Here is a 19,605-nt window from a genome sequence, read left to right as displayed (position 1 = left end):
GAAAATGTCTCCTGATATTGTTTAGGGTTGCTGATTATGAAATTCGAGAATCCCTTCTTCCCGCCGATGCACATTGAGCCCGGCCTTGAGAATCAGGTCGAGCGTGGGCGGGTCGATGGCGTCATCGAGCACAAGTCCGCCCAGGCGGCTTACATGGCAAAACGCCCGGCCCTCGCCTTGCAACGCGGGCTGGTAAGCCACGACGACTATCCGCTTGGCGTTCTTCAGCGCAGCTTTATGGACGTCGGCAAGACGTGCATCGGCGCACAGCAGATTGCCTTCACGATCAAAACCCGTCGCTTCGAGCACCGCCAGATCCAGCGATAAAGCCGACAGCGAACGCTCGGCGTCGGGCCCGAGCAGCACGGTGGAATCGTCGTCGAGAGAACCGCCTGAGAGCCGTAACTCGCAGCGCATGAACCGCTGGACCGTCGGCACCATGGCGATGTCGTTGAGCGTCAGCGCCAGATTCGAGCGATCCGCGAGCAGCGGCAAAAGCTTGTGGGTGATGACACCGGCGCCAATGAACACGGACGCATGGTCATCGATAAAATCCGCCGCCAGGCGGGCAATCGCCATATCGGAAGCCTGTCGCGTCGCGCTTGCGGACACCGCCGACAGCACGTTTTCACCCGGCCGCTGCGCCACATAACGCGCCTTGCCGAACGCACGAATGAGATAGCGCTGCTGCTCGAGGTAATTCAGGTCCGAGCGAATGGTGACGCTCGACACGTCGAACGCGGCAGCCAGTTCATCGACGGAAACCTCGCCCCGCTTGCGGACAAGCTCGACAATTCGCAGACGCCGATGAAGCGAGTTTTTGTTAGCCAACACGGGAGAGCCGCCTTTGCACTTTCGCTTCGAAAGATTCTAGTTTCGAAACGAAAGAGACGCAAAGCGCTTTTAGTCGGTGTTTACCCGCGTCTCGCAGGGTTTCGTTTACATGCGTTTCCGATACCAGACGGCATAAGTGCCAACGAGCACGGCCATGAACGCCAGTCCATAGACGAGCGTCATACGGAATTCGTTTGTGAACGCAGTCGTGACCATGATCGCCGCCATGAGACCCGCCCCAAGCAGGCTGCCAACCGGATGCAGCACCATACGGAACGACAGCGCGGGGCCGCTGTAACGGGCGCGAAAGAAGAGATGGGTGACGAAGATCATCAGCCAGGCGAACATTGCGCCGAAGATGGCGAGCGACATCATCAGGCCGAAGGCCATCGCCGGCCAGAACGCGGTCAGAATTGTCGCAAGCGCGATACCGATGGTGGAAACCGACAGCGCGGCAGTCGGCACGCCGTTCGCACTCAAGCGCCCGAAACGCGCGGGCGCGTAACCCGCCCGCGACAGGCTGAACATCATGCGCGTGGTGATGTAAAGCTGGCTGTTCATGGCCGAAAGCGCCGCGACCAGCACGACAAAGTTGATCACGCCCGCAGCATACGGAACGCGCGTGGCCGCCATGACCTTGACGAACGGACTTTCGTCGGTGCTCGCCTGCGTCCATGGGACAATCGCGAGCATCAGCGCCAGCGTGAGCAGATAGAAAAGGACGAGCCGGAAGACAGTCGACCTGAAGGCTTTCGCCACGGCGCGCTGCGGATCACGCGCTTCGCCCGCCGCAACCGCGATGGTCTCGATATTCAGGTAGCTGAAGATCGACACGATCACCGCGAACCACATGCCTTTCAAGCCGTGCGGAAAGAAGCCGCCGTGCGCCGTGAAGTTGCTGAAACCCACGCCGGAAGACATCGGCGCGCCATACACGAACACAGCGCCAAGCAGGATGAACGCCACGATCGCAACGATCTTCAGCATCGAAAACGCGTATTCGATCACGCCGTAGACCTTTACGCTCGCGGCGTTCACGGCAATCAGCGCAGTGGAAAATCCGACGATCCAATACCAGCCCGGCACGTTCGCGAACCAGTACTTCATGAACACGGCAACCGCGCTGACCTCGGTGCCAACGGCGAAAACAACCGCTGACCAATACGCGTACCGCACGAGAAACCCCGCGAGCGGGCCGATGTAAAACTCCGCATACGCGCCGAACGACCCGGACGTCGGGTGCGCGACCGTCATCTCCGCAAGCGCGCCCATCAGCAACAGCGCGATGACCGCGCCAATTGCGTAGCTCAGCAAGACGCTCGGCCCGGCGAAGCCAATCGCAAAGCCGCTGCCAAGAAACAACCCCGTTCCAATCGCCCCGCCAATGGCGATCATCGACATCTGTCCGGCCGTCAGACTCCGGTGCAACCCTTTTTCCCGTTCGACAATGGTCTCGAACGACCCGCGCTTAAAGCTCAAATCAACCTCTTGAAGTCAATATCCGTAACAATCGCGGACACAAAAAAACGAGGCGGCGCGGAAAAGTTCTCCGCGCCGCCTCGCCGATGATGACATACCTTACTCGCGTGTCACCTGACTTCAGTCATCGACCACCGATCATTCATTCAACCTCGACCGCTTCCGGATTCGGATTGCGCGGGACCGGACTTTCGTCGAACGTCAGCGACACCTTGTCGTTTTCGTCCACGTCGACCGTCACGCGACCGCCCGTCATCAGCTTGCCGAACAGCAACTCGTCAGCCAGCGCACGACGGATCGTGTCCTGGATCAGGCGTTGCATTGGCCGTGCGCCCATCAGCGGATCAAAACCATGCTTCGCGAGGTGCTTGCGCAACGCGTCCGTGAAGACCGCGTCGACCTTCTTCTCGTGCAACTGGTCCTCAAGCTGCATCAGGAACTTGTCGACCACGCGCATGATGATTTCTTCATCCAGCGAACGGAAGCTGATGATCTGATCCAGACGATTACGGAACTCAGGCGTGAACATCCGCTTGATATCGGCCATTTCGTCGCCGGTTTCGCGGCGATTCGTGAACCCGATAACCGATTTCTGCATCGCTTCGGCGCCCGCATTCGTCGTCATGATAATGATGACGTTGCGGAAATCCGCTTTGCGACCGTTGTTATCCGTCAGCGTGCCGTGGTCCATGACCTGCAGCAGCACGTTGTAGATATCCGGATGCGCCTTTTCGATTTCGTCCAGCAACAGCACGCAATGCGGCTTCTTCGTGACGGCTTCGGTCAGCAAACCGCCCTGATCGAACCCAACGTATCCCGGCGGCGCGCCAATCAGCCGGCTTACCGCGTGACGTTCCATATACTCGGACATGTCGAAGCGCAGCAATTCAATACCAAGCGTGAACGCCAGTTGCTTCGCGACTTCCGTCTTGCCTACACCCGTCGGACCCGAGAACAGGAACGCGCCAATCGGCTTGTCCGTCTTGCCAAGACCCGCACGTGCCATCTTGATGGCGGCCGCGAGCGCATCGATAGACTGATCCTGCCCGAACACCACGCTCTTCAGGTCGCGATCCAGCGTCTGCAGCTTGCTGCGATCGTCCTGCGACACGCTTTGCGCCGGCACGCGCGCGATCTTCGAGATGATCTCCTCGATCTCGTTCTTGCCGATAGTCTTCTTCTGCTTCGACTTCGGCAGAATGCGTTGCGCCGCGCCCGCTTCGTCGATCACGTCGATTGCCTTGTCCGGCAAATGACGATCCGTGATGAAACGTGCCGACAATTCGGCCGCAGCGGAAAGCGCACCCGACGAATACTTCACGCCGTGATGTTCTTCGAATCGCGACTTCAGCCCGCGCAAGATCGCGACGGTTTGTTCGACGCTCGGCTCGGCAACATCGACCTTCTGGAAACGACGCGACAACGCCGCGTCTTTTTCGAAGATCCCGCGATATTCCGTAAACGTCGTCGCGCCAATGCACTTCAACTGGCCGGAAGACAACGCCGGCTTCAGCAGGTTCGATGCATCCAGCGTTCCGCCCGATGCCGCGCCCGCGCCAATCAGCGTATGAATCTCGTCGATGAACAACACCGCGTGCGGGCGTTCCTTCAACTCTTTCAAAACCGTCTTGAGCCGCTGCTCAAAGTCGCCGCGGTATTTGGTGCCGGCCAGCAACGCGCCCATATCGAGCGAATACACTTGCGCGTCGGCGAGAATATCCGGCACTTCGCCGCGCGTGATGCGCCAGGCAAGCCCTTCGGCGATGGCGGTCTTACCCACGCCAGCCTCGCCGACCAGCAGCGGATTGTTCTTCCGGCGGCGGCACAGCACCTGGACCACGCGCTCCACTTCCAGTTCGCGGCCAATCAGCGGATCGATCTTGCCGTCCTTTGCGAGCTGGTTGAGGTTCTGCGTGAACTGCGCAAGCGGGGTTTCCTTTTGCGCGGCCGCGTCTTCCGCTTCCGGGTTCACGTCGCTGCTCGCCTTCGCCGCGTCGCCCGTATTCGTCTTCGCGATGCCGTGCGAGATGAAATTGACGACGTCGAGGCGCGTTACGCCCTGCTGTTGCAGGTAGTAGACGGCATGCGAATCCTTTTCGCCGAAGATGGCGACCAGCACGTTTGCGCCGGTCACTTCCTTCTTACCATTCGACGTGGATTGCACATGCATGATCGCGCGCTGAATCACGCGCTGAAAACCAAGCGTGGGCTGAGTATCGACGTCATCCGTGCCGGGCACGGTGGGCGTATTGTCATGAATGAAATTGCGCAGGTTTTGCCGCAAATCTTCAATGTTTGCTGCGCATGCACGCAACACTTCAGCCGCGGTCGGGTTGTCCAACAAGGCCAGTAAAAGATGCTCGACCGTAATGAACTCGTGCCGCGCCTGACGTGCTTCCATAAACGCCATGTGCAGACTGACTTCCAGTTCCTGGGCAATCATGCTTCCTCCATCACACACTGCAGCGGATGACCCGCTTGCCTCGCGTGGCTAACGACTTGCTCAACTTTGGTCGACGCGATGTCCCGCGTATAGACCCCACAAACTCCCCTGCCTTCGCGATGAACCTTCAGCATGATCTGCGTCGCAGTCTCACGATCTTTATTGAAATGTTCCTGCACAACGAACACGACGAATTCCATCGGCGTGAAATCGTCATTCAGCAGCACCACTTTGTACATGGACGGCTGTTTCAGCTTTTGTTCCTGCCGCTCCAGTACGGTGCCATCCTGCTTGTTGGGATTGATCGCCATACGCCCATTCTAAACAACTCGGACAGGCTCGCCAGCTAGCTCTCGACCCGCTCGCCACCTCGCCAAAACCCCGTTCGCCATAGAGGCCGAATCGATGTCGCCGCACACTTCGTGCAACCTGTCGCTTGCTGAATTCCGCCGGCTCTTTTTACCGAGCCGGCCCGCTTGAAACATCGTTGAATCCAGTATCGCACAGCTCTAAAAAAAACGAATTGTTCACCCTGGTCCGGTATGCACTGATCGCGTCGTGAAGGACCGCTGCCGCCATGAATCCCGTGCCGCGCCCCGGTTTTGCCCCGCATATCCCGTGCCGCTTGCCGCCTGTATTGCATGTGCGTCGATTATGCGACTTTTCAAGATGGCGTGCTTGTGCGGCGGGATACGCGCAAAGCGGGAAAAACCCTTGAAATGAGGTCTTTACAACGTCTTTACGACCATCTCAAAATTTTCTTGACACTTGATTTAAGAGATTAAACAATCAAATTGGCACTTTTTTCCGAAGTGTTGCAGGTGAAGAAAGGCCGAGGTGAGCTTGTGAGGAGGGGGCGGTTCACATAGTGGGCCGTCAAGCTTTTCGAGCGTGCTCGTGGTAGCGACGAGAGTAAGAGGGGAAGTGATGTCAACAGGTACGGTCAAATGGTTCAACGACGCGAAAGGCTACGGATTCATCACGCCCGATGAAGGCGGCGAGGATCTGTTTGCACATTTCTCGGCGATACAGATGAATGGTTTCAAGACGCTCAAGGAAGGCCAGAAGGTCAGCTTTGAGATCGTCCAGGGACCGAAGGGTAAACAGGCATCGAACATCCAGGAATCTGCCTGACCGTTCGAAAAAGCGCACTGTCCTCAGACCCGGCCGTTGAGCCGGGTTTTTTGTTGGTGAAGCGGGTTTTACAGCAGTCGAGATTCAGGGGTGCGGCATTGGATCTTCTGTCCCCCATGGATTACAATGCTATATGCTGAATATCCGTACAACAGAAGTTTTCGACCAATGGTTTTCCCGTTTGCGCGACCTGCGCGGAAGGATACGGGTTCAGGCACGCATCGACCGTTTGGCAACTGGCAACCCCGGCGACCATAAGTCGGTGGGCAGTGGAATCAATGAACTGCGGATCAACGAAGGGCCGGGCTATCGCGTGTACTACACCCAGCGCGGTAGCATTCTTGTAGTTTTGCTGTGCGGAGGGGACAAGTCCACGCAGCAAGCTGACATAGAGCGCGCTAAGACCCTTGCAGCAAACCTCGACACGGATTAAACGATGACCAAAGTAAAAACTTCAGCTTGGGATTCTGCCGAGCACTTGCGCACCGAAGAGGAAATGGCGGCGTATCTCGATGCGTGTCTGGAAGAAGCGGGAGACGACCCGAAATTCATTGCCCACGCGCTTGGTGTCATCGCGCGCGCTCGGGGCATGTCGCAACTCGCGCGTGAAACCGGCGTGAAGCGCGAGAGCCTTTACCGTGCGCTTTCCGGCGAAGGTAACCCCGAATTCGCGACAATCTGGAAAGTCGTGCGCGCACTCGGCATCCGTTTGCACGCTTCAACGACCTGATAAAACCCCCGAAGGCGTTCGACCTTCCGGGGGTTCTCGATCTCAACAGTTCACATATTCTCGATCAGCACCTGCCCGAACCCCGAACACGACACCTGCGTCGCGCCTTCCATCTGGCGCGCGAAGTCGTACGTGACGCGCTTTTGCAGGATCGACGCTTCCATCGACCGGATGATAATGTCCGCGGCTTCGGTCCAGCCTATATGGCGCAGCATCATTTCTGCCGAGAGAATCTCCGAACCCGGATTTACGTAGTCCTTGCCCGCGTACTTCGGCGCGGTGCCGTGCGTGGCTTCGAACATGGCGACCGAATCAGACATATTGGCACCCGGCGCAATGCCGATTCCGCCAACTTGCGCCGCCAGGGCGTCGGAAACGTAGTCGCCGTTCAGGTTCAGTGTTGCAATAACGTCATATTCGGCCGGGCGCAACAGAATCTGCTGCAGGAATGCATCGGCAATTACGTCCTTTAGCACGATGTCATTGCCCTTCGGGTTCTTGATCTTCATCCACGGGCCGCCATCGATGAGTTCAGCCGCGAATTCCTTTTGCGCCAGCGCATAGCCGAAGTCGCGGAACGCGCCTTCCGTGAACTTCATGATGTTGCCCTTGTGCACGAGCGTGACCGAACTGCGGTTGTTGTCGATGGCGTATTGAATGGCCTTGCGCACCAGGCGTTCCGTGCCTTCACGCGAAACCGGCTTGATACCGATACCCGAGGTATCCGGGAAACGGATCTTCTTCACGCCCATGTCTTCCTGCAGGAACTTGATGATTTTCTTCGCGCCCTCGGACTCCGCGGCCCATTCGATACCGGCGTAGATGTCCTCCGAATTCTCGCGGAAGATGACCATGTTGGTCTTTTCCGGCTCGCGTACCGGCGACGGCACGCCCTTGAAGTACTGCACGGGACGCAGGCACACGTACAGGTCCAGTTGCTGGCGCAGGGCGACGTTCAACGAACGGATACCGCCGCCAACCGGCGTGGTCAGCGGGCCCTTGATCGAGACGACATATTCCTTGAGCACATCCAGCGTTTCGTCCGGCAACCAAACATCCGGGCCGTACACCTTGGTCGCCTTTTCTCCGGCGAAGATTTCCATCCAGTGGATCTTCTTCTTGCCGCCGTACGCTTTCTCCACGGCCGCGTCGACGACCTTGATCATCACCGGCGTGATGTCCACGCCCGTGCCGTCGCCTTCAATGAACGGGATGATCGGCTGGTCGGAAACGTTGAGGGAGTAATCGGCGTTGACGGTGATCTTGTCACCGTCCGTCGGAACCTGGATATGCTGGTACGGCATGGTCGACTCCAAAAAAAGCTGGGCTATTTAGATAGGAAAGTGCGCAGAATATGATCGGAAATAAGCAAAAATGCGGACGGCCACGCGATTCCGGCGACCCTTGCAGCAAAGGCCGGGCATGCAATCGAGGCGCTCGGAGCCTATTCTAGCCCACGGTATCGGACGTGCGCCCGAATGGTGCGTTTGCCGGCGCTGCGCACGCGGCGCAACTATCAGTGTTTGGGACGTCGCCACATAGTTCTGATGCCCTATATAAGACACAAGACTTGATAATTTCACCGGTGCATTAAAATCTCGGCTACCGAATATCTCCAGCCAGTTATTAGTGTGATTGCGCCAAAGCCATGCCGTTGATTGCTCTCAACAAACCATTTGGCACGATCTGCCAGTTTTCGGCGCACGAGAAGCATCCGTCGTTGGCTGAATGGGTGAAGACGCCCGGCGTTTATCCCGCGGGACGGCTCGACACCGACAGCGAAGGCCTGCTCCTGCTAACCGACGACGGCGCGCTGCAGGCACGCATTTCAGAACCGCGTCACAAACTTGTGAAACGATACTGGGCGCAAGTAGAAGGCGCGCCCGGTGCCGACGCGCTCGAACGCCTGGCCGCAGGCGTGGATCTTGGGGATTTCGTGACGCGGCCGTGCATGGCGAAGCGGGTTGAATCGGCGGAAGCGCTTTGGCCGCGCACGCCGCCCATTCGATACCGCGCCGCCATTCCGACTACATGGATCGAGTTGTCGATTACCGAAGGACGTAACAGGCAGGTGCGCCGCATGACGGCGGCAGTTGGGTATCCGACGCTGAGGCTGGTACGCGTGGGAATCGGCGCGCTCGATGTATTCAATCTGGAACTCGCGCCCGGCGAGTCGATGAACTTGGCCGTTCGTGCGCCATGGAACGGCATCGGGTAGATGATCCGCGGTTTGTCGCTCGTTCAACATTACGAATTCATTTCTCTCCGTTCCATTTATTTCGTTTTCCCAAATAATTTTCCCGTTGGCCCTCCTCTCCGCATTCGATAAAAAATTTACGTCAACCGACTTCTACCGTGCGGCGTTATTCGCAGCAGATGCCTTAAAAACGCCGTCCGGCATTAGCTAAGAACTGCAACAAACAGCCGTTTTATGAAGGCTTAACGTAAGGTTCAAGTGCTCGCAGCGGGATCGAAATTTTGTTCGAATCCCCTGTCAACCAAAAGGTGGACGGCTCGTTTACCGACATGACTCCATCGACCGGGTCACAAGGTTAAATCAAACTAAAGCTGAGGATTCACAACATGAACAAACTGATCGCTGCTCTCGTCGCTGGCCTGTTCGCAACGGCTGCATTCGCACAAGCTTCGGCTCCGGAAGCATCGGCTCCTGCAGCTGCTTCGACCGCTCACAAGTCGGCACACAAGAAGTCGACCCACAAGAAGGGCACGCACCACAAGGCAGCTTCGGCTGCTGCAGCTTCCGCCGCGTCGGAGTAAGTCGCATCAACTGGTAATAGATCGCGGCAACGCGACGCTAAAACCAAGCAGTGCTGCCGTGCAAGCGGCATTCAAAGGCAGACACCTTCAAAGGTTCTGCCTTTTTCTTTTTGCATGTGCTCAAGTAACATGCGCCAGTCATGCCGGATCATTCAATCAACCGGCTTCATATCGTGAGGAGTTTCGCCGTGCGTCTTTCGTGGCTTTCGTTCCGCTCAGTATCATCGTTCGATCTTGGCCGTCTGGTTCGTCGCGCGGTCGTGGCGTTTGCCGTGCCGCTGGTTTCGCTTGCCGCACAGGCCCAGCAAATGCCGCCGGGAGCCAAGCAACCCGGGGATTTTCCGCACACCAAGCTGACGGCCGGCATGTACGTGATCGACGCCGCCATTGCCTCCAACGACGCCGACCGCGAGCAGGGCCTGATGTATCGCACAAAGCTCGCGCCGAACGAAGGCATGCTGTTTGTATTCAACGAGCGCGCGGTGCACTGCTTCTGGATGAAAAACACGTTGATCCCGTTGTCGATTGCATTTATTCGCGAGGACGGCACGGTGACGGATATCGATGAAATGCAGGCCGAGACGGAAAACAACCATTGCCCGCGCAACAACGGCGTGTACGCACTCGAAATGAGCAAGGGCTGGTTCACGGCGAAGGGAATCAAGCCGGGCATGAAGATTCAAGGCTTGCCGCCCGTCCAGTGACGATTTAGCGGCGCTGATCGGATCACCCCAGCGCCTTCGCACCGCCCGAGCCGGCCGACGCCTTGAACCGCGCGCCGGCTTTTTGCATTGTGCGTCGCCGCGGGCCCGCGCAGGTTGCGGCGAACGCGTCCCTTCCAGCCTGCCGATTCCGTTATTTTCAGCGGGCTGGCAAGATTCCTGCAAAGAGAGCGTTGACGCGCTATCCTAATAAACCAGCGAAAACGCCGACAACGCTTCGCTCCGGAGCCGCCAAACCGCCGCTTTCAGCGTTGCCCGCCGGTCTGGCATCAAAAAGCTCCATCCAATCAACAGGAGGTTCACGTGCCCCGCAAGACTCCCATCGACCGCTATCGGAATATTGGTATCAGCGCTCATATCGATGCCGGCAAGACCACCACCACCGAACGCATTCTTTTTTACACCGGTGTGAACCACAAAATCGGCGAGGTTCACAACGGCGCGGCGACGATGGACTGGATGGAGCAGGAACAGGAGCGCGGCATCACCATTACCTCCGCCGCCACCACGGCCTTCTGGAAAGGCATGGCCGGGAATTATCCGGAACACCGGATCAACATTATCGATACACCGGGACACGTCGACTTCACCATCGAGGTCGAACGCTCCATGCGCGTGCTCGACGGCGCGTGCATGGTCTACGACTCGGTTGGCGGCGTGCAGCCGCAATCGGAAACCGTCTGGCGTCAGGCGAACAAATACAAGGTGCCGCGCATTGCGTTCGTCAACAAGATGGACCGCGTGGGCGCGGATTTTTTCCGCGTGCAGCGGCAGATTGGCGAGCGCCTGAAAGGCGTCGCCGTACCCATGCAGATTCCGGTCGGCGCCGAAGACCATTTCCAGGGCGTGATCGACCTGGTCAAGATGAAAGCGATCATCTGGGACGAAGCCAGTCAGGGCGTGCTGTTCGAGTATCAGGACATCCCCGCGAACCTGCTCGCGACCGCCGAGGAATGGCGCGAAAAGATGATCGAAGCGGCAGCGGACGCGAATGAAGCGCTGATGGACAAGTACATCGGCGGCGAGGACATCACCGAGGACGAGATCAAGGCGGCCATCCGTGCACGCACGCTGCGAAGCGAAATCGTGCCCATGTTCTGCGGCAGCGCGTTCAAGAACAAGGGCGTCCAGGCCATGCTCGACGCCGTGATCGACTATCTGCCGTCGCCGGCGGACGTGCCCGCCATCATGGGTGTGGACGAATACGACAAGGAAGCGGAACGTCATCCGACCGACGAAGACCCGTTCGCGGCGCTCGCGTTCAAGATCATGACGGACCCGTTTGTCGGCCAGTTGATCTTTTTCCGGGTGTATTCGGGTGTGGTGAATTCCGGCGATACGGTCTACAACGCGATCAAGGAGAAAAAGGAGCGGCTCGGCCGGATTCTCCAGATGCACGCGAACGAGCGTCAGGAAATCAAGGAAGTGCGCGCCGGGGATATCGCCGCGGCCGTGGGCCTGAAGGAAGCCACGACTGGCGACACGCTGTGCGACCCCGCTCATCCGATCATTCTCGAACGCATGATTTTCCCGGAACCGGTGATCTCCCAGGCCGTCGAGCCGAAGACGAAACCCGACCAGGAAAAAATGGGTATCGCGTTGAATCGCCTCGCGCAGGAAGATCCGTCGTTCCGCGTTCAGACCGACGAGGAATCCGGCCAGACGATCATCTCGGGCATGGGCGAGTTGCACCTGGAAATTCTGGTCGACCGGATGCGGCGTGAATTCGGCGTCGAAGCGACCGTTGGCAAGCCGCAGGTGGCGTATCGCGAGACGATCCGCATTCCGGTCGAGGACGTGGAAGGCAAGTTCGTCAAGCAGTCGGGCGGACGCGGCCAGTACGGTCACGTCGTGATCAAGATGGAACCGCAAAAGCCCGGCGGCGGTTATGAATTTGTCGATGCAATCAAGGGCGGCGTGGTTCCGCGCGAGTACATTCCGGCGGTGGACAAGGGTATTCAGGAGACGCTGAAGGCCGGCGTGCTCGCGGGTTATCCGGTTGTCGACGTGAAGGTGACGCTCACCTTCGGCTCATACCACGACGTGGATTCGAACGAAAACGCGTTCCGCATGGCTGGATCGATGGCGTTCAAGGACGGCATGAGAAAAGCCAAGCCGGTGCTGCTCGAACCGATGATGGCCGTCGAAGTGGAAACGCCCGAGGATTTCATGGGCAACGTGATGGGCGATCTGTCGTCGCGGCGCGGCATCGTCCAGGGCATGGAAGACATTGCGGGCGGCGGCGGCAAGCTGGTTCGCGCAGAAGTGCCGCTGGCCGAAATGTTCGGCTATTCGACCACGCTGCGCTCGCTCACGCAGGGCCGCGCGACCTACACGATGGAATTCAAGCATTACGCCGAGACGCCGAACAACGTCGCGGAAGCCATCGTGAATTCGAAGTCGAAGTAGGCGCCTCAGGTTTGACGCTCGAGGTTTGCCCGTTGCAATGAAGTCCGCTGTTGCCTGCCGGTGGCAGCGGACTTTTTGTTCATGTGTTTATCCATCGTTTATCCATCGGCGAGCCGGGAAAAGAAAATGAGCGACGATCATCAGCACGACCATGAACATACCGACTGGCGCGAGCACGGCGTCAAGGTCATCAAGGGCGATCAACTCGATACCAACACCGCGCAAACGCCCGGCATGAACCGCGCGGCGGCGATCAATGCAGCGCGCGTCGGCGCGCAGAAGATCTGGGCGGGCACGGTCACCATCCATCCGAACGCCAAGACCGGCGCGCATCACCATGGCGCGCTTGAAAGCGTGATCTATGTGGTGCGTGGGCAGGCACGCATGAAATGGGGCAATCATCTGGAATTTACGGCGGAAGCCGGCCCCGGGGATTTCATTTTCGTGCCGCCGTACGTGCCGCATCAGGAAATCAACGCGCGAACCGATGAGCCGCTTGAATGCGTCCTCGTGCGCAGCGACAACGAGGCGGTGGTGGTCAATTTGAACATCGACGCGGTCGAACAGCCCGAAGAAGTGTTTTGGGTCGATCCGATTCATAAACATCCGCATCAGCATTGAGCGCGGGCATTCCTACTGCCTTAGCACGATTCCCCGCAAGCTTTTCCGTTGCGGCATCGCCAACGCCGCGCGAACGAATGACCGACGGCAAATTTACGCCACAAAATTACGTTGCAAAATGCGCAGCGGGATTCGGAACGCGATTTGCTCCGCTAAACTGAATGTGCATCAGACTGTCACCTGAACGCCGGATCTGATCGCGCCGGTGAACAGTGTCGTCGAGTCAAGAACAACAACCGAACCCCGAACCGGACAGCCCGATGAAGAAATCCGCGACCTCGTTTTCTCCCTTTGACTCCGCGCTCGAACAAGCGCGCGCCTCAACGGGAGAACTGGGAAACCACGCTATCGACGAATTCAAGGCCGGCCGGCTTTCCCGGCGCGAGTTGCTGAGGCACGCTAGCCTGCTGGGATTATCCATGGCGGCGGGCGGGTTGCTCGGCATGCCTTCCGCCCGTGCTCAAGCGCCTGCGGGCAAGCCCGGCGCGACGATCCGCGTGGCGCATCTGACGCCCTCGGGCCAGGTCGATCCGCTGACCGTGACCGATCCGGCCGGACTTGCGCTGATTAATCAGACGGGTGAATTCCTTATAGACGACGATGGTCAGGCGCTTGTCCTGCGCCCCTCCCTGGCACTTTCCTGGAAGCCCAACGCGAAGGGCGACGTCTGGACGTTCAAGCTGCGCCCGAACGTGAAGTTCCACGACGGCCAGTCGATGACCGCCAAGGACGTGGCCGCGACGTTCAACCGGCTGGCCGATCCGGCGAGCGGGTCCGCTGCATTGTCGGTGCTGAAAGGCGTATTGTCGAAAGGCGCGGTCAAGGTGATTGACGACATGACGGTCGAGTTTCATCTCGATGCGCCGAACGGGAATTTCCCGTACTACGTTTCATCGGATACTTACAACGCCGTGATCCTCCCGGCGAATTTCAGCGGCACGTACGAGAAGTCGTTCCCGGGCACGGGTCCGTTCAAGTTCGAGTCGTACACGCCGAAGGTGGGTGCGTCGTTCGTACGGAATCCCGATTACTGGGGCGAGAAAGCGCTGCCGGAACGCATCAAGTTTTCCTTCTACGCCGACGAACAATCGGAATTGCTGGCGTTGCAAGGACGTCAGGCCGACATGATGGGCGATTTCACCGTCCAGGGCGGCCTGAGCATGATGACCAATCCCGAATTCAAGGTGCTTGGCGTGAAATCGAGCGCGCACAGGCAGATGCACATGCGCACCGATACCGGTCCGTTCAAGGACAAGCGCGTGCGTCAGGCGCTGGCGCTCGCGGTGAACCGCGAGGTGATCGTGAAGGGCCTGTTCAAGGGGCACGCGGCGCTGGGCAACGACAGCCCGTTCTCGCCGGTGTTTCCATCGAGCGATCTGAGCGTGCCGCAGCGCAAGCTCGACATTGCCAAAGCCAAGCAATTGCTCGCGGCGGCGGGTGTGCCGAATGGTTTCGATGTCACGCTCACCACTGAAAAGTACATGGAGATTCCCGACCTCGCGGTGGTGATCCAGAACGCGGCGAAGGCAATTGGCATTCGCATCACATTGAAAGTGGAAAGTCAGGAGCTGTATTACGGCGCGGGCACCTTCGGCAAGTCGGACTGGCTGGATTCGCCGCTCGGCATTACGGATTACGGGCATCGCGGCGTGCCGAATGTGTTCCTGAACGCGCCGCTGACGAGCGAAGGCACCTGGAACGCAGCGCATTTCAAGAACCCGCAATACGACAAGCTGGTCGCGGATTTCGTGGCGGCGCTCGACGTGGCGTCGCAGAAAAAGCTGTCCGGGCAAATCCAGAACCTCCTTCTCGATGAAACCCCGATCGTGATTCCCTATTTCTACGACCAGTTGATTGTCACGCGCGCAAACGTGAAGGGCGTGCGCTTCAACGCCATTTCGCAGTTGTATTTCGAACGCGCGACCATCGGCGCGTAGCTGCAGCCGGGAAACCCAGGACGCTCCGATACATGAACACGGTTTCTCCTCTCGTCGCTTCAAAAGCTGCGCCGCGTCCGGATGCGGGCAGCGCGTGGCGCATTGCGCGGTTCATTGGCGTGCGGCTGTTTCTGGCGGCCATTACGCTGTGGCTGCTGTCGGCAATCGTGTTCGCTGGCGGCCAGTTGCTTCCCGGCGACGTGGGCCGTGCAATCCTCGGTCCGCTTGCCGACGCGCGCGCTGTCGCCGCGCTCAATCATCAACTGGGCGTCGACCGGCCGTTGCTCACGCAATACGCCGGGTGGATCGGGCATTTCCTGCGTGGCGACATGGGCGAGTCCTATTCGTATCGTGCGCCGGTTGCGCCGTTTATTGGCGCCGCGCTGCTCAATTCGGCAAAGCTGGGCGCGCTGGCGTTTATTGTCGTGGTACCGCTCGGGATTGCCGGCGGCGTGTACGCGGCGCTGCACGAAGGCCGGTGGATCGACAGGACGATCAGCATCACGGGGCTGTCGGCGACGGTCGTGCCCGAGTTCGTTTCGTCCATCGTGCTGATTTTGATTTTCGGTATCTGGCTGCAATGGCTGCCGATTGAAGCGACGTATCCGCCTGGTTCGAACGTGCTGGTCCAGTTGAAGCACCTGATCCTGCCGGTGCTGCCGCTCGTGCTCGTGTTCTTTGGTTACATTGCGCGGATGGCGCGCGCCGGGACCGTGGAAGCACTCGATGCCGACTACACCCGCACGGCCATACTCAAAGGCTTGCCGCGCCGTGTCGTGATCATGCGGCACGTGCTGCGCAATGCGCTGCTGCCGACCGTCACCGTCGCAGCGACGCAGCTTGGGTACATGATCGGCGGCCTCGTGGTCGTGGAAACCTTGTTTCATTACCAGGGTATTGGTTCGCTGATCTACAACGCCGCGAAAGGCAAGGATTTTCCGATGCTCGAAGCCGGTGTGCTGACCATCGGCGTGATTTATACGGCGGCCAATCTGATCGCGGACGCCTTGTATGTCGTGCTCAATCCGCGCTTGCGGGTGAGGAACGCGCAATGAGCACCACGACCGCCGCCCCGGCGCCCTATAAAGCGCCACGATACGAGCGCACCAGGGCGCTGCTGCGCTCGCCCACGTTTCTGGTCGGCGCGCTGATCCTGCTGTTCTGGGCCGCGTGTGCAATCGGCGGCCACTGGGTCGTGCCGCAAGACCCTTACGCGTCCGATCCGCTGAACTCCCTCACGCCTCCCGACAGCACGCACTGGTTCGGCACCGATCAACTCGGCCGCGATGTTTTCGCGCGCGTGATCGTCGGCGCGCGTGACATCCTGACCATCGCGCCCTTGGCCACGTTGCTCGGCACCGTGGCGGGAACGGCGGTGGGCTTGATCGTCGGATATTTCGATGGCTGGGTGGACAACGTGGTCGGCCGCCTGATAGATGCGGTGCTGGCGCTGCCGCTCGTGATCGTCGCCCTTCTCGCGCTCGCCGCCGTGGGCGCAAGCAACTTGACCGTGATTCTCGTGATCGGCATCACCTTCACGCCGATCACCGCCCGCACCGTGCGCGCCGCCGTGTTCGCCGAACGCAATCTCGACTACGTGCTGGCCGCCCAGCTTCGCGGTGAAAACGCGTTCTACATCATGTTCGCGGAAATCCTGCCGAATGTGTTGCAGCCGATCATCGTGGAGACGACCGTGCGGCTCGGCTACGCAATTTTCTCGGTCGCGACGCTGTCGTTCCTTGGCTTCGGGATTCAGCCGCCATCGGCGGATTGGGGACTGGCGCTCTCCGAGTGCTACACGCTGATGGCCGGCGGCGCGTGGTGGACAGTCGTGTTCGACGCCGCCGCGATCGCCTCTCTTGTCGTCGGCGTGAATCTCGTCGCCGATGGCATTCAGGGAGTGCTCGACCGATGAACGGCCCGCCGCCCTCAGCCTTCCCCATCTTCGATGGTTCGAAGAGCGCCGAAACCGATGCGCTGACCATCGTCGGCCTGAGCGTCGCGTACCGCACACGCGGGCGCGACCGCGAGGTCCTGCAAGACATTTCGCTGAGAGTGAAGCGCGGCGAGGCGTATGGACTCGTGGGCGAATCTGGCTGCGGGAAGTCCACGGCCGCCCTCGCCATCCTGCGCTATCTGCCACGCAACGGCCGCGTGAAGGCGGGCCGGATTTCTATCTCCGGCCACGACATTGTGTCGATGAACGCCGACGCTTTGCGGCACATGCGCGCCAACGCGGTGTCCATGGTGTACCAGGACCCGGGCCGCGCGTTGAATCCATCGCTCACGATTGCGCGGCAAGTGTCGGAGGCGTTCGAGCTGGCGGGATCGTCGGTGAGCGAAGCGATGGAACGCACTATCGATATCTTGCGGCGTGTGCGCATTTCGTCGCCCGAGCGGGTCATGGAAAGTTATCCGCATCAATTGTCGGGCGGCATGCAGCAGCGCGTGGTGATCGCGATGGCGCTCGCGTGCAATCCGGAACTGCTGATCCTCGATGAACCCACGACCGGGCTGGATGCCACTGTCGAAGCCGAAGTGCTCGACCTGATTGCGCAACTGCGCGAGGAGCTTGGCACGGCGGTGCTTTTCATCAGCCACAACCTGGCGGTGATCGGGCGCATGTGCGATCGCGTGGGCGTGTTGTACGCGGGGAAGCTGGTCGAGGAAGGCGCGACGCGCGATGTCTTCGCGAAGCCGCGGCATCCGTACACGGTCGGGCTGTTGCGTTGCCTTCCGGCCGCGGGGCGCAGCAAGGACACGGGGCGGCTCGACACCATTCCCGGGTCGCTGCCGCTGCCGGGAACCGTGACGCAGGGGTGTATCTATGCGCAGCGCTGCAAGCTCGCCGATGACCGCTGCCTGCGTGAAGCGCCGCCGCCTTACAGGGTGGCTGCGGCGCATGGCGATCAGATGTCGCGCTGCCACTATCACGAGCGTGCGGCCGGATTGCCGCGCGCGACGCCCGAAGCACCGGACGCGCACGCGAGTCACGATGAAACGATGATCGCGTTGCGGGCGGTGGGTTTGTCGAAGACGTTTCATGTCGGCGGGGAGTCCATACGCGCCGTACACGATGTATCGATGGAACTTGCGCTCGGCGAGACACTCGGGCTCGTGGGTGAATCGGGAAGCGGGAAAACGACGCTCGCGAAGCTGCTGCTGGGTCTTCTTTCTCCCGACGCCGGCGGTTCGATCGAACTCGATGGCGCGCCGCTCCCCGCGCGCGTGACCAGCCGCAACGACGAGCAGGTGAAGTCGCTGCAGATCGTGTTCCAGAATCCGGACTCGGCTTTGAACCGGGCGCATTCGGTGCGGCGTTTGATCGCGCGGTCACTGTCGAAACTTGGCGCATTGCGCGGCGCCGCGAAGGAAGCGCGTTTGCAATCGCTGACCGCCGCCGTGCGTTTGCCCGAACGATATCTGAGTTCGCGTACGCGGCAGCTGTCGGGCGGGTTGAAGCAGCGCGTTGCGATTGCGCGGGCGTTTGCGGGCGATCCGCGCGTGGTCGTGTGCGACGAGCCCACTTCCGCGCTCGATGTCTCCGTACAGGCCGCGATCCTGAATCTGCTCGCCGATTTACAGCGCGAACGCGGCGTCAGCTACGTTTTCATCTCGCATGATCTGCATGTGGTGCGGTATTTATCGGATCGCATTGCGGTGCTCTATCTTGGACGGCTGATGGAAATCGGCCGCGCGGCGGATGTCTTCGATGGGCCGCATCATCCTTATACGGAGGCGCTGTTGTCGTCGGTGCCGGCGCTTGGGGGAACGGGCGTAGCGCGCGAGCGGATCCGTTTGTCGGGCGAGTTGCCGAGCGCGGCGAATCCGCCTTCCGGCTGCGTGTTTCATACGCGTTGTCCGCGCAGGATTGGCGTGATTTGCGAGCAGCAGGAGCCGCCGTATGTGGATGCCGGCAGCGGGCACAGGATCCGCTGTCATATTCCGCTGGAAGAGTTGAGGCAGTTGCAGAAAGTCGAGTGAGCCGGGAACGGCGCCTGTTGAACCGGATGGAACGGGATGGAACCAAACGGCGCTCATTCCCTCATATTGACTTCAACGTTCGACACGAGGGATACAACATGAAACGGAACATTTGCGCGGCCTTCACGGTTGCAATGGCTACCACGTTCGGGGCTGTGTCCGGCGTCCAGGCGCAGCAGAGCACGCCGCAGACACCTTCGGTCGATCCTAGTTTTTCGGCTTTTACCCTCGTTCAGGAATGCTCGCAGAAGGGCGATAACGTCGCGCAAGGGCAATGCGTCGGCGCGGTGCGCGGGATTGTGCGGGGGTATCAGTATGGGGTGCTGTTTCTTGGGCAGCGGTCGCAGTTGAATCCTAACGAGACGCAGAACGTGTCGTTGTGCTTGAGCGGGACGCCGGTTTCTACGCTGGTGGATGAGTTTATCGCCGACGCGAAACAGGTCGATGAAGCAGCGTTGAGGCGGACTCCTGCTGAGGTGGCAGTGCTGGGGTCGGTGCATTCGCACCATGCTTGTATGTAGGCCGTAGTTTTTG

The 19,605-nt window shown here is 59.7% G+C and carries 18 protein-coding genes; 13 read left to right on the top strand and 5 right to left on the bottom strand.

Annotated elements, in window-relative coordinates; translation table 11 throughout:
* Positions 1-21: 21 nt before the first annotated feature.
* The 4 genes from ACRWA7_RS19775 to clpS form a co-directional block, all read right to left on the bottom strand.
* On the bottom strand, positions 22-834 hold the full coding sequence (locus tag ACRWA7_RS19775; protein ID WP_438395618.1) for a DeoR/GlpR family DNA-binding transcription regulator: 813 nt from the start codon (positions 832-834) through the stop codon (positions 22-24).
* 105 nt (positions 835-939) lie between these two features.
* Positions 940-2,313 carry an amino acid permease gene (locus tag ACRWA7_RS19770; RefSeq protein ID WP_438395617.1) on the bottom strand — a complete coding sequence of 458 codons (1,374 nt, stop codon included), beginning with the start codon at positions 2,311-2,313 and terminating at the stop codon, positions 940-942.
* Between the two features lie 142 nt (positions 2,314-2,455).
* A complete protein-coding gene (clpA, locus tag ACRWA7_RS19765; RefSeq protein WP_060858996.1) occupies positions 2,456-4,756 on the bottom strand; it encodes an ATP-dependent Clp protease ATP-binding subunit ClpA in 2,301 nt (766 codons plus the stop codon).
* On the bottom strand, positions 4,753-5,067 hold the full coding sequence (clpS, locus tag ACRWA7_RS19760) for an ATP-dependent Clp protease adapter ClpS (protein ID WP_031359828.1): 315 nt from the start codon (positions 5,065-5,067) through the stop codon (positions 4,753-4,755). Before clpS ends, clpA begins: the two co-directional genes overlap by 4 nt.
* Before the next feature lie 616 nt (positions 5,068-5,683).
* Between clpS and ACRWA7_RS19755 the strand changes: the two genes are divergently transcribed.
* The 3 genes from ACRWA7_RS19755 to ACRWA7_RS19745 all read left to right on the top strand — a co-directional run bounded on the left by ACRWA7_RS19755 (position 5,684) and on the right by ACRWA7_RS19745 (position 6,620).
* Positions 5,684-5,890 (top strand): cold-shock protein, encoded by a 207-nt coding sequence (locus ACRWA7_RS19755; protein ID WP_035497884.1) that lies wholly within the window; start codon positions 5,684-5,686, stop codon positions 5,888-5,890.
* Between the two features lie 133 nt (positions 5,891-6,023).
* The gene (locus ACRWA7_RS19750) at positions 6,024-6,323 is read left to right on the top strand and encodes a type II toxin-antitoxin system RelE/ParE family toxin (RefSeq protein ID WP_060858995.1); all 300 of its coding nucleotides are present in this window, start codon (positions 6,024-6,026) and stop codon (positions 6,321-6,323) included.
* 3 nt (positions 6,324-6,326) lie between these two features.
* A complete protein-coding gene (locus ACRWA7_RS19745) occupies positions 6,327-6,620 on the top strand; it encodes an addiction module antidote protein (protein ID WP_060858994.1) in 294 nt (97 codons plus the stop codon).
* Positions 6,621-6,670: 50 nt separating this feature from the next.
* Here the strand turns inward: ACRWA7_RS19745 and icd are convergent, their stop codons facing one another.
* Positions 6,671-7,924 (bottom strand): NADP-dependent isocitrate dehydrogenase, encoded by a 1,254-nt coding sequence (icd, locus tag ACRWA7_RS19740; RefSeq protein WP_438395614.1) that lies wholly within the window; start codon positions 7,922-7,924, stop codon positions 6,671-6,673.
* Positions 7,925-8,268: 344 nt separating this feature from the next.
* On the opposite strand from icd, the gene ACRWA7_RS19735 reads away from it, so the two are divergent.
* The 10 genes from ACRWA7_RS19735 to ACRWA7_RS19690 all read left to right on the top strand — a co-directional run bounded on the left by ACRWA7_RS19735 (position 8,269) and on the right by ACRWA7_RS19690 (position 19,592).
* Complete coding sequence (locus tag ACRWA7_RS19735) at positions 8,269-8,838, top strand: pseudouridine synthase (protein ID WP_438395613.1); 570 nt, start codon at positions 8,269-8,271, stop codon at positions 8,836-8,838.
* Between the two features lie 365 nt (positions 8,839-9,203).
* Positions 9,204-9,398 carry a hypothetical protein gene (locus ACRWA7_RS19730; RefSeq protein ID WP_060858990.1) on the top strand — a complete coding sequence of 65 codons (195 nt, stop codon included), beginning with the start codon at positions 9,204-9,206 and terminating at the stop codon, positions 9,396-9,398.
* A 140-nt stretch (positions 9,399-9,538) separates the two neighbouring features.
* Positions 9,539-10,102: a DUF192 domain-containing protein gene (locus ACRWA7_RS19725; RefSeq protein WP_438395611.1), complete on the top strand. Its 564-nt coding sequence runs from the start codon at positions 9,539-9,541 to the stop codon at positions 10,100-10,102.
* A gap of 321 nt (positions 10,103-10,423) precedes the next feature.
* On the top strand, positions 10,424-12,529 hold the full coding sequence (gene fusA / locus ACRWA7_RS19720) for an elongation factor G (RefSeq protein ID WP_060858989.1): 2,106 nt from the start codon (positions 10,424-10,426) through the stop codon (positions 12,527-12,529).
* Positions 12,530-12,655: 126 nt separating this feature from the next.
* Positions 12,656-13,150: a cupin domain-containing protein gene (locus ACRWA7_RS19715; RefSeq protein WP_060859010.1), complete on the top strand. Its 495-nt coding sequence runs from the start codon at positions 12,656-12,658 to the stop codon at positions 13,148-13,150.
* A gap of 260 nt (positions 13,151-13,410) precedes the next feature.
* Entirely contained in the window at positions 13,411-15,087 is a 1,677-nt protein-coding gene (locus ACRWA7_RS19710) for an ABC transporter substrate-binding protein (protein WP_438395609.1), read from the top strand.
* 32 nt (positions 15,088-15,119) lie between these two features.
* Positions 15,120-16,142 (top strand): ABC transporter permease, encoded by a 1,023-nt coding sequence (locus ACRWA7_RS19705; protein ID WP_060858987.1) that lies wholly within the window; start codon positions 15,120-15,122, stop codon positions 16,140-16,142.
* Positions 16,139-17,002: an ABC transporter permease gene (locus ACRWA7_RS19700; protein ID WP_438395607.1), complete on the top strand. Its 864-nt coding sequence runs from the start codon at positions 16,139-16,141 to the stop codon at positions 17,000-17,002. The genes ACRWA7_RS19705 and ACRWA7_RS19700 overlap by 4 nt, the downstream gene beginning before the upstream one ends.
* Positions 16,999-19,071 carry an ABC transporter ATP-binding protein gene (locus tag ACRWA7_RS19695; protein WP_438395605.1) on the top strand — a complete coding sequence of 691 codons (2,073 nt, stop codon included), beginning with the start codon at positions 16,999-17,001 and terminating at the stop codon, positions 19,069-19,071. Before ACRWA7_RS19700 ends, ACRWA7_RS19695 begins: the two co-directional genes overlap by 4 nt.
* Positions 19,072-19,169: 98 nt before the next feature.
* Positions 19,170-19,592, top strand: a complete 423-nt coding sequence (locus ACRWA7_RS19690) for a hypothetical protein (RefSeq protein ID WP_438395603.1) — start codon at positions 19,170-19,172, stop codon at positions 19,590-19,592.
* Positions 19,593-19,605 lie beyond the last annotated feature (13 nt).

Origin of the sequence: Caballeronia sp. DA-9 (assembly GCF_051615025.1) — a bacterium.
Taxonomy (GTDB): domain Bacteria; phylum Pseudomonadota; class Gammaproteobacteria; order Burkholderiales; family Burkholderiaceae; genus Caballeronia; species Caballeronia sordidicola.
Note: the sequence above shows the minus strand (reverse complement) of the source record. Positions and strands in the feature narration are given on the sequence as shown.

Excerpts from the sequence above, each read along its gene's own strand:
- clpA (WP_060858996.1), bottom strand. The coding sequence starts at position 4,756 with ATGATTGCCCAGGAACTGGAAGTCAGTCTGCACATGGCGTTTATGGAA.
- ACRWA7_RS19725 (WP_438395611.1), top strand. The coding sequence starts at position 9,539 with ATGCCGGATCATTCAATCAACCGGCTTCATATCGTGAGGAGTTTCGCC.
- ACRWA7_RS19745 (WP_060858994.1), top strand. The coding sequence starts at position 6,327 with ATGACCAAAGTAAAAACTTCAGCTTGGGATTCTGCCGAGCACTTGCGC.
- ACRWA7_RS19750 (WP_060858995.1), top strand. The coding sequence starts at position 6,024 with ATGCTGAATATCCGTACAACAGAAGTTTTCGACCAATGGTTTTCCCGT.
- ACRWA7_RS19705 (WP_060858987.1), top strand. The coding sequence starts at position 15,120 with ATGAACACGGTTTCTCCTCTCGTCGCTTCAAAAGCTGCGCCGCGTCCG.
- clpS (WP_031359828.1), bottom strand. The coding sequence starts at position 5,067 with ATGGCGATCAATCCCAACAAGCAGGATGGCACCGTACTGGAGCGGCAG.
- icd (WP_438395614.1), bottom strand. The coding sequence starts at position 7,924 with ATGCCGTACCAGCATATCCAGGTTCCGACGGACGGTGACAAGATCACC.
- ACRWA7_RS19735 (WP_438395613.1), top strand. The coding sequence starts at position 8,269 with ATGCCGTTGATTGCTCTCAACAAACCATTTGGCACGATCTGCCAGTTT.
- ACRWA7_RS19695 (WP_438395605.1), top strand. The coding sequence starts at position 16,999 with ATGAACGGCCCGCCGCCCTCAGCCTTCCCCATCTTCGATGGTTCGAAG.
- ACRWA7_RS19700 (WP_438395607.1), top strand. The coding sequence starts at position 16,139 with ATGAGCACCACGACCGCCGCCCCGGCGCCCTATAAAGCGCCACGATAC.
- ACRWA7_RS19710 (WP_438395609.1), top strand. The coding sequence starts at position 13,411 with ATGAAGAAATCCGCGACCTCGTTTTCTCCCTTTGACTCCGCGCTCGAA.
- ACRWA7_RS19690 (WP_438395603.1), top strand. The coding sequence starts at position 19,170 with ATGAAACGGAACATTTGCGCGGCCTTCACGGTTGCAATGGCTACCACG.
- ACRWA7_RS19715 (WP_060859010.1), top strand. The coding sequence starts at position 12,656 with ATGAGCGACGATCATCAGCACGACCATGAACATACCGACTGGCGCGAG.
- ACRWA7_RS19730 (WP_060858990.1), top strand. The coding sequence starts at position 9,204 with ATGAACAAACTGATCGCTGCTCTCGTCGCTGGCCTGTTCGCAACGGCT.
- ACRWA7_RS19755 (WP_035497884.1), top strand. The coding sequence starts at position 5,684 with ATGTCAACAGGTACGGTCAAATGGTTCAACGACGCGAAAGGCTACGGA.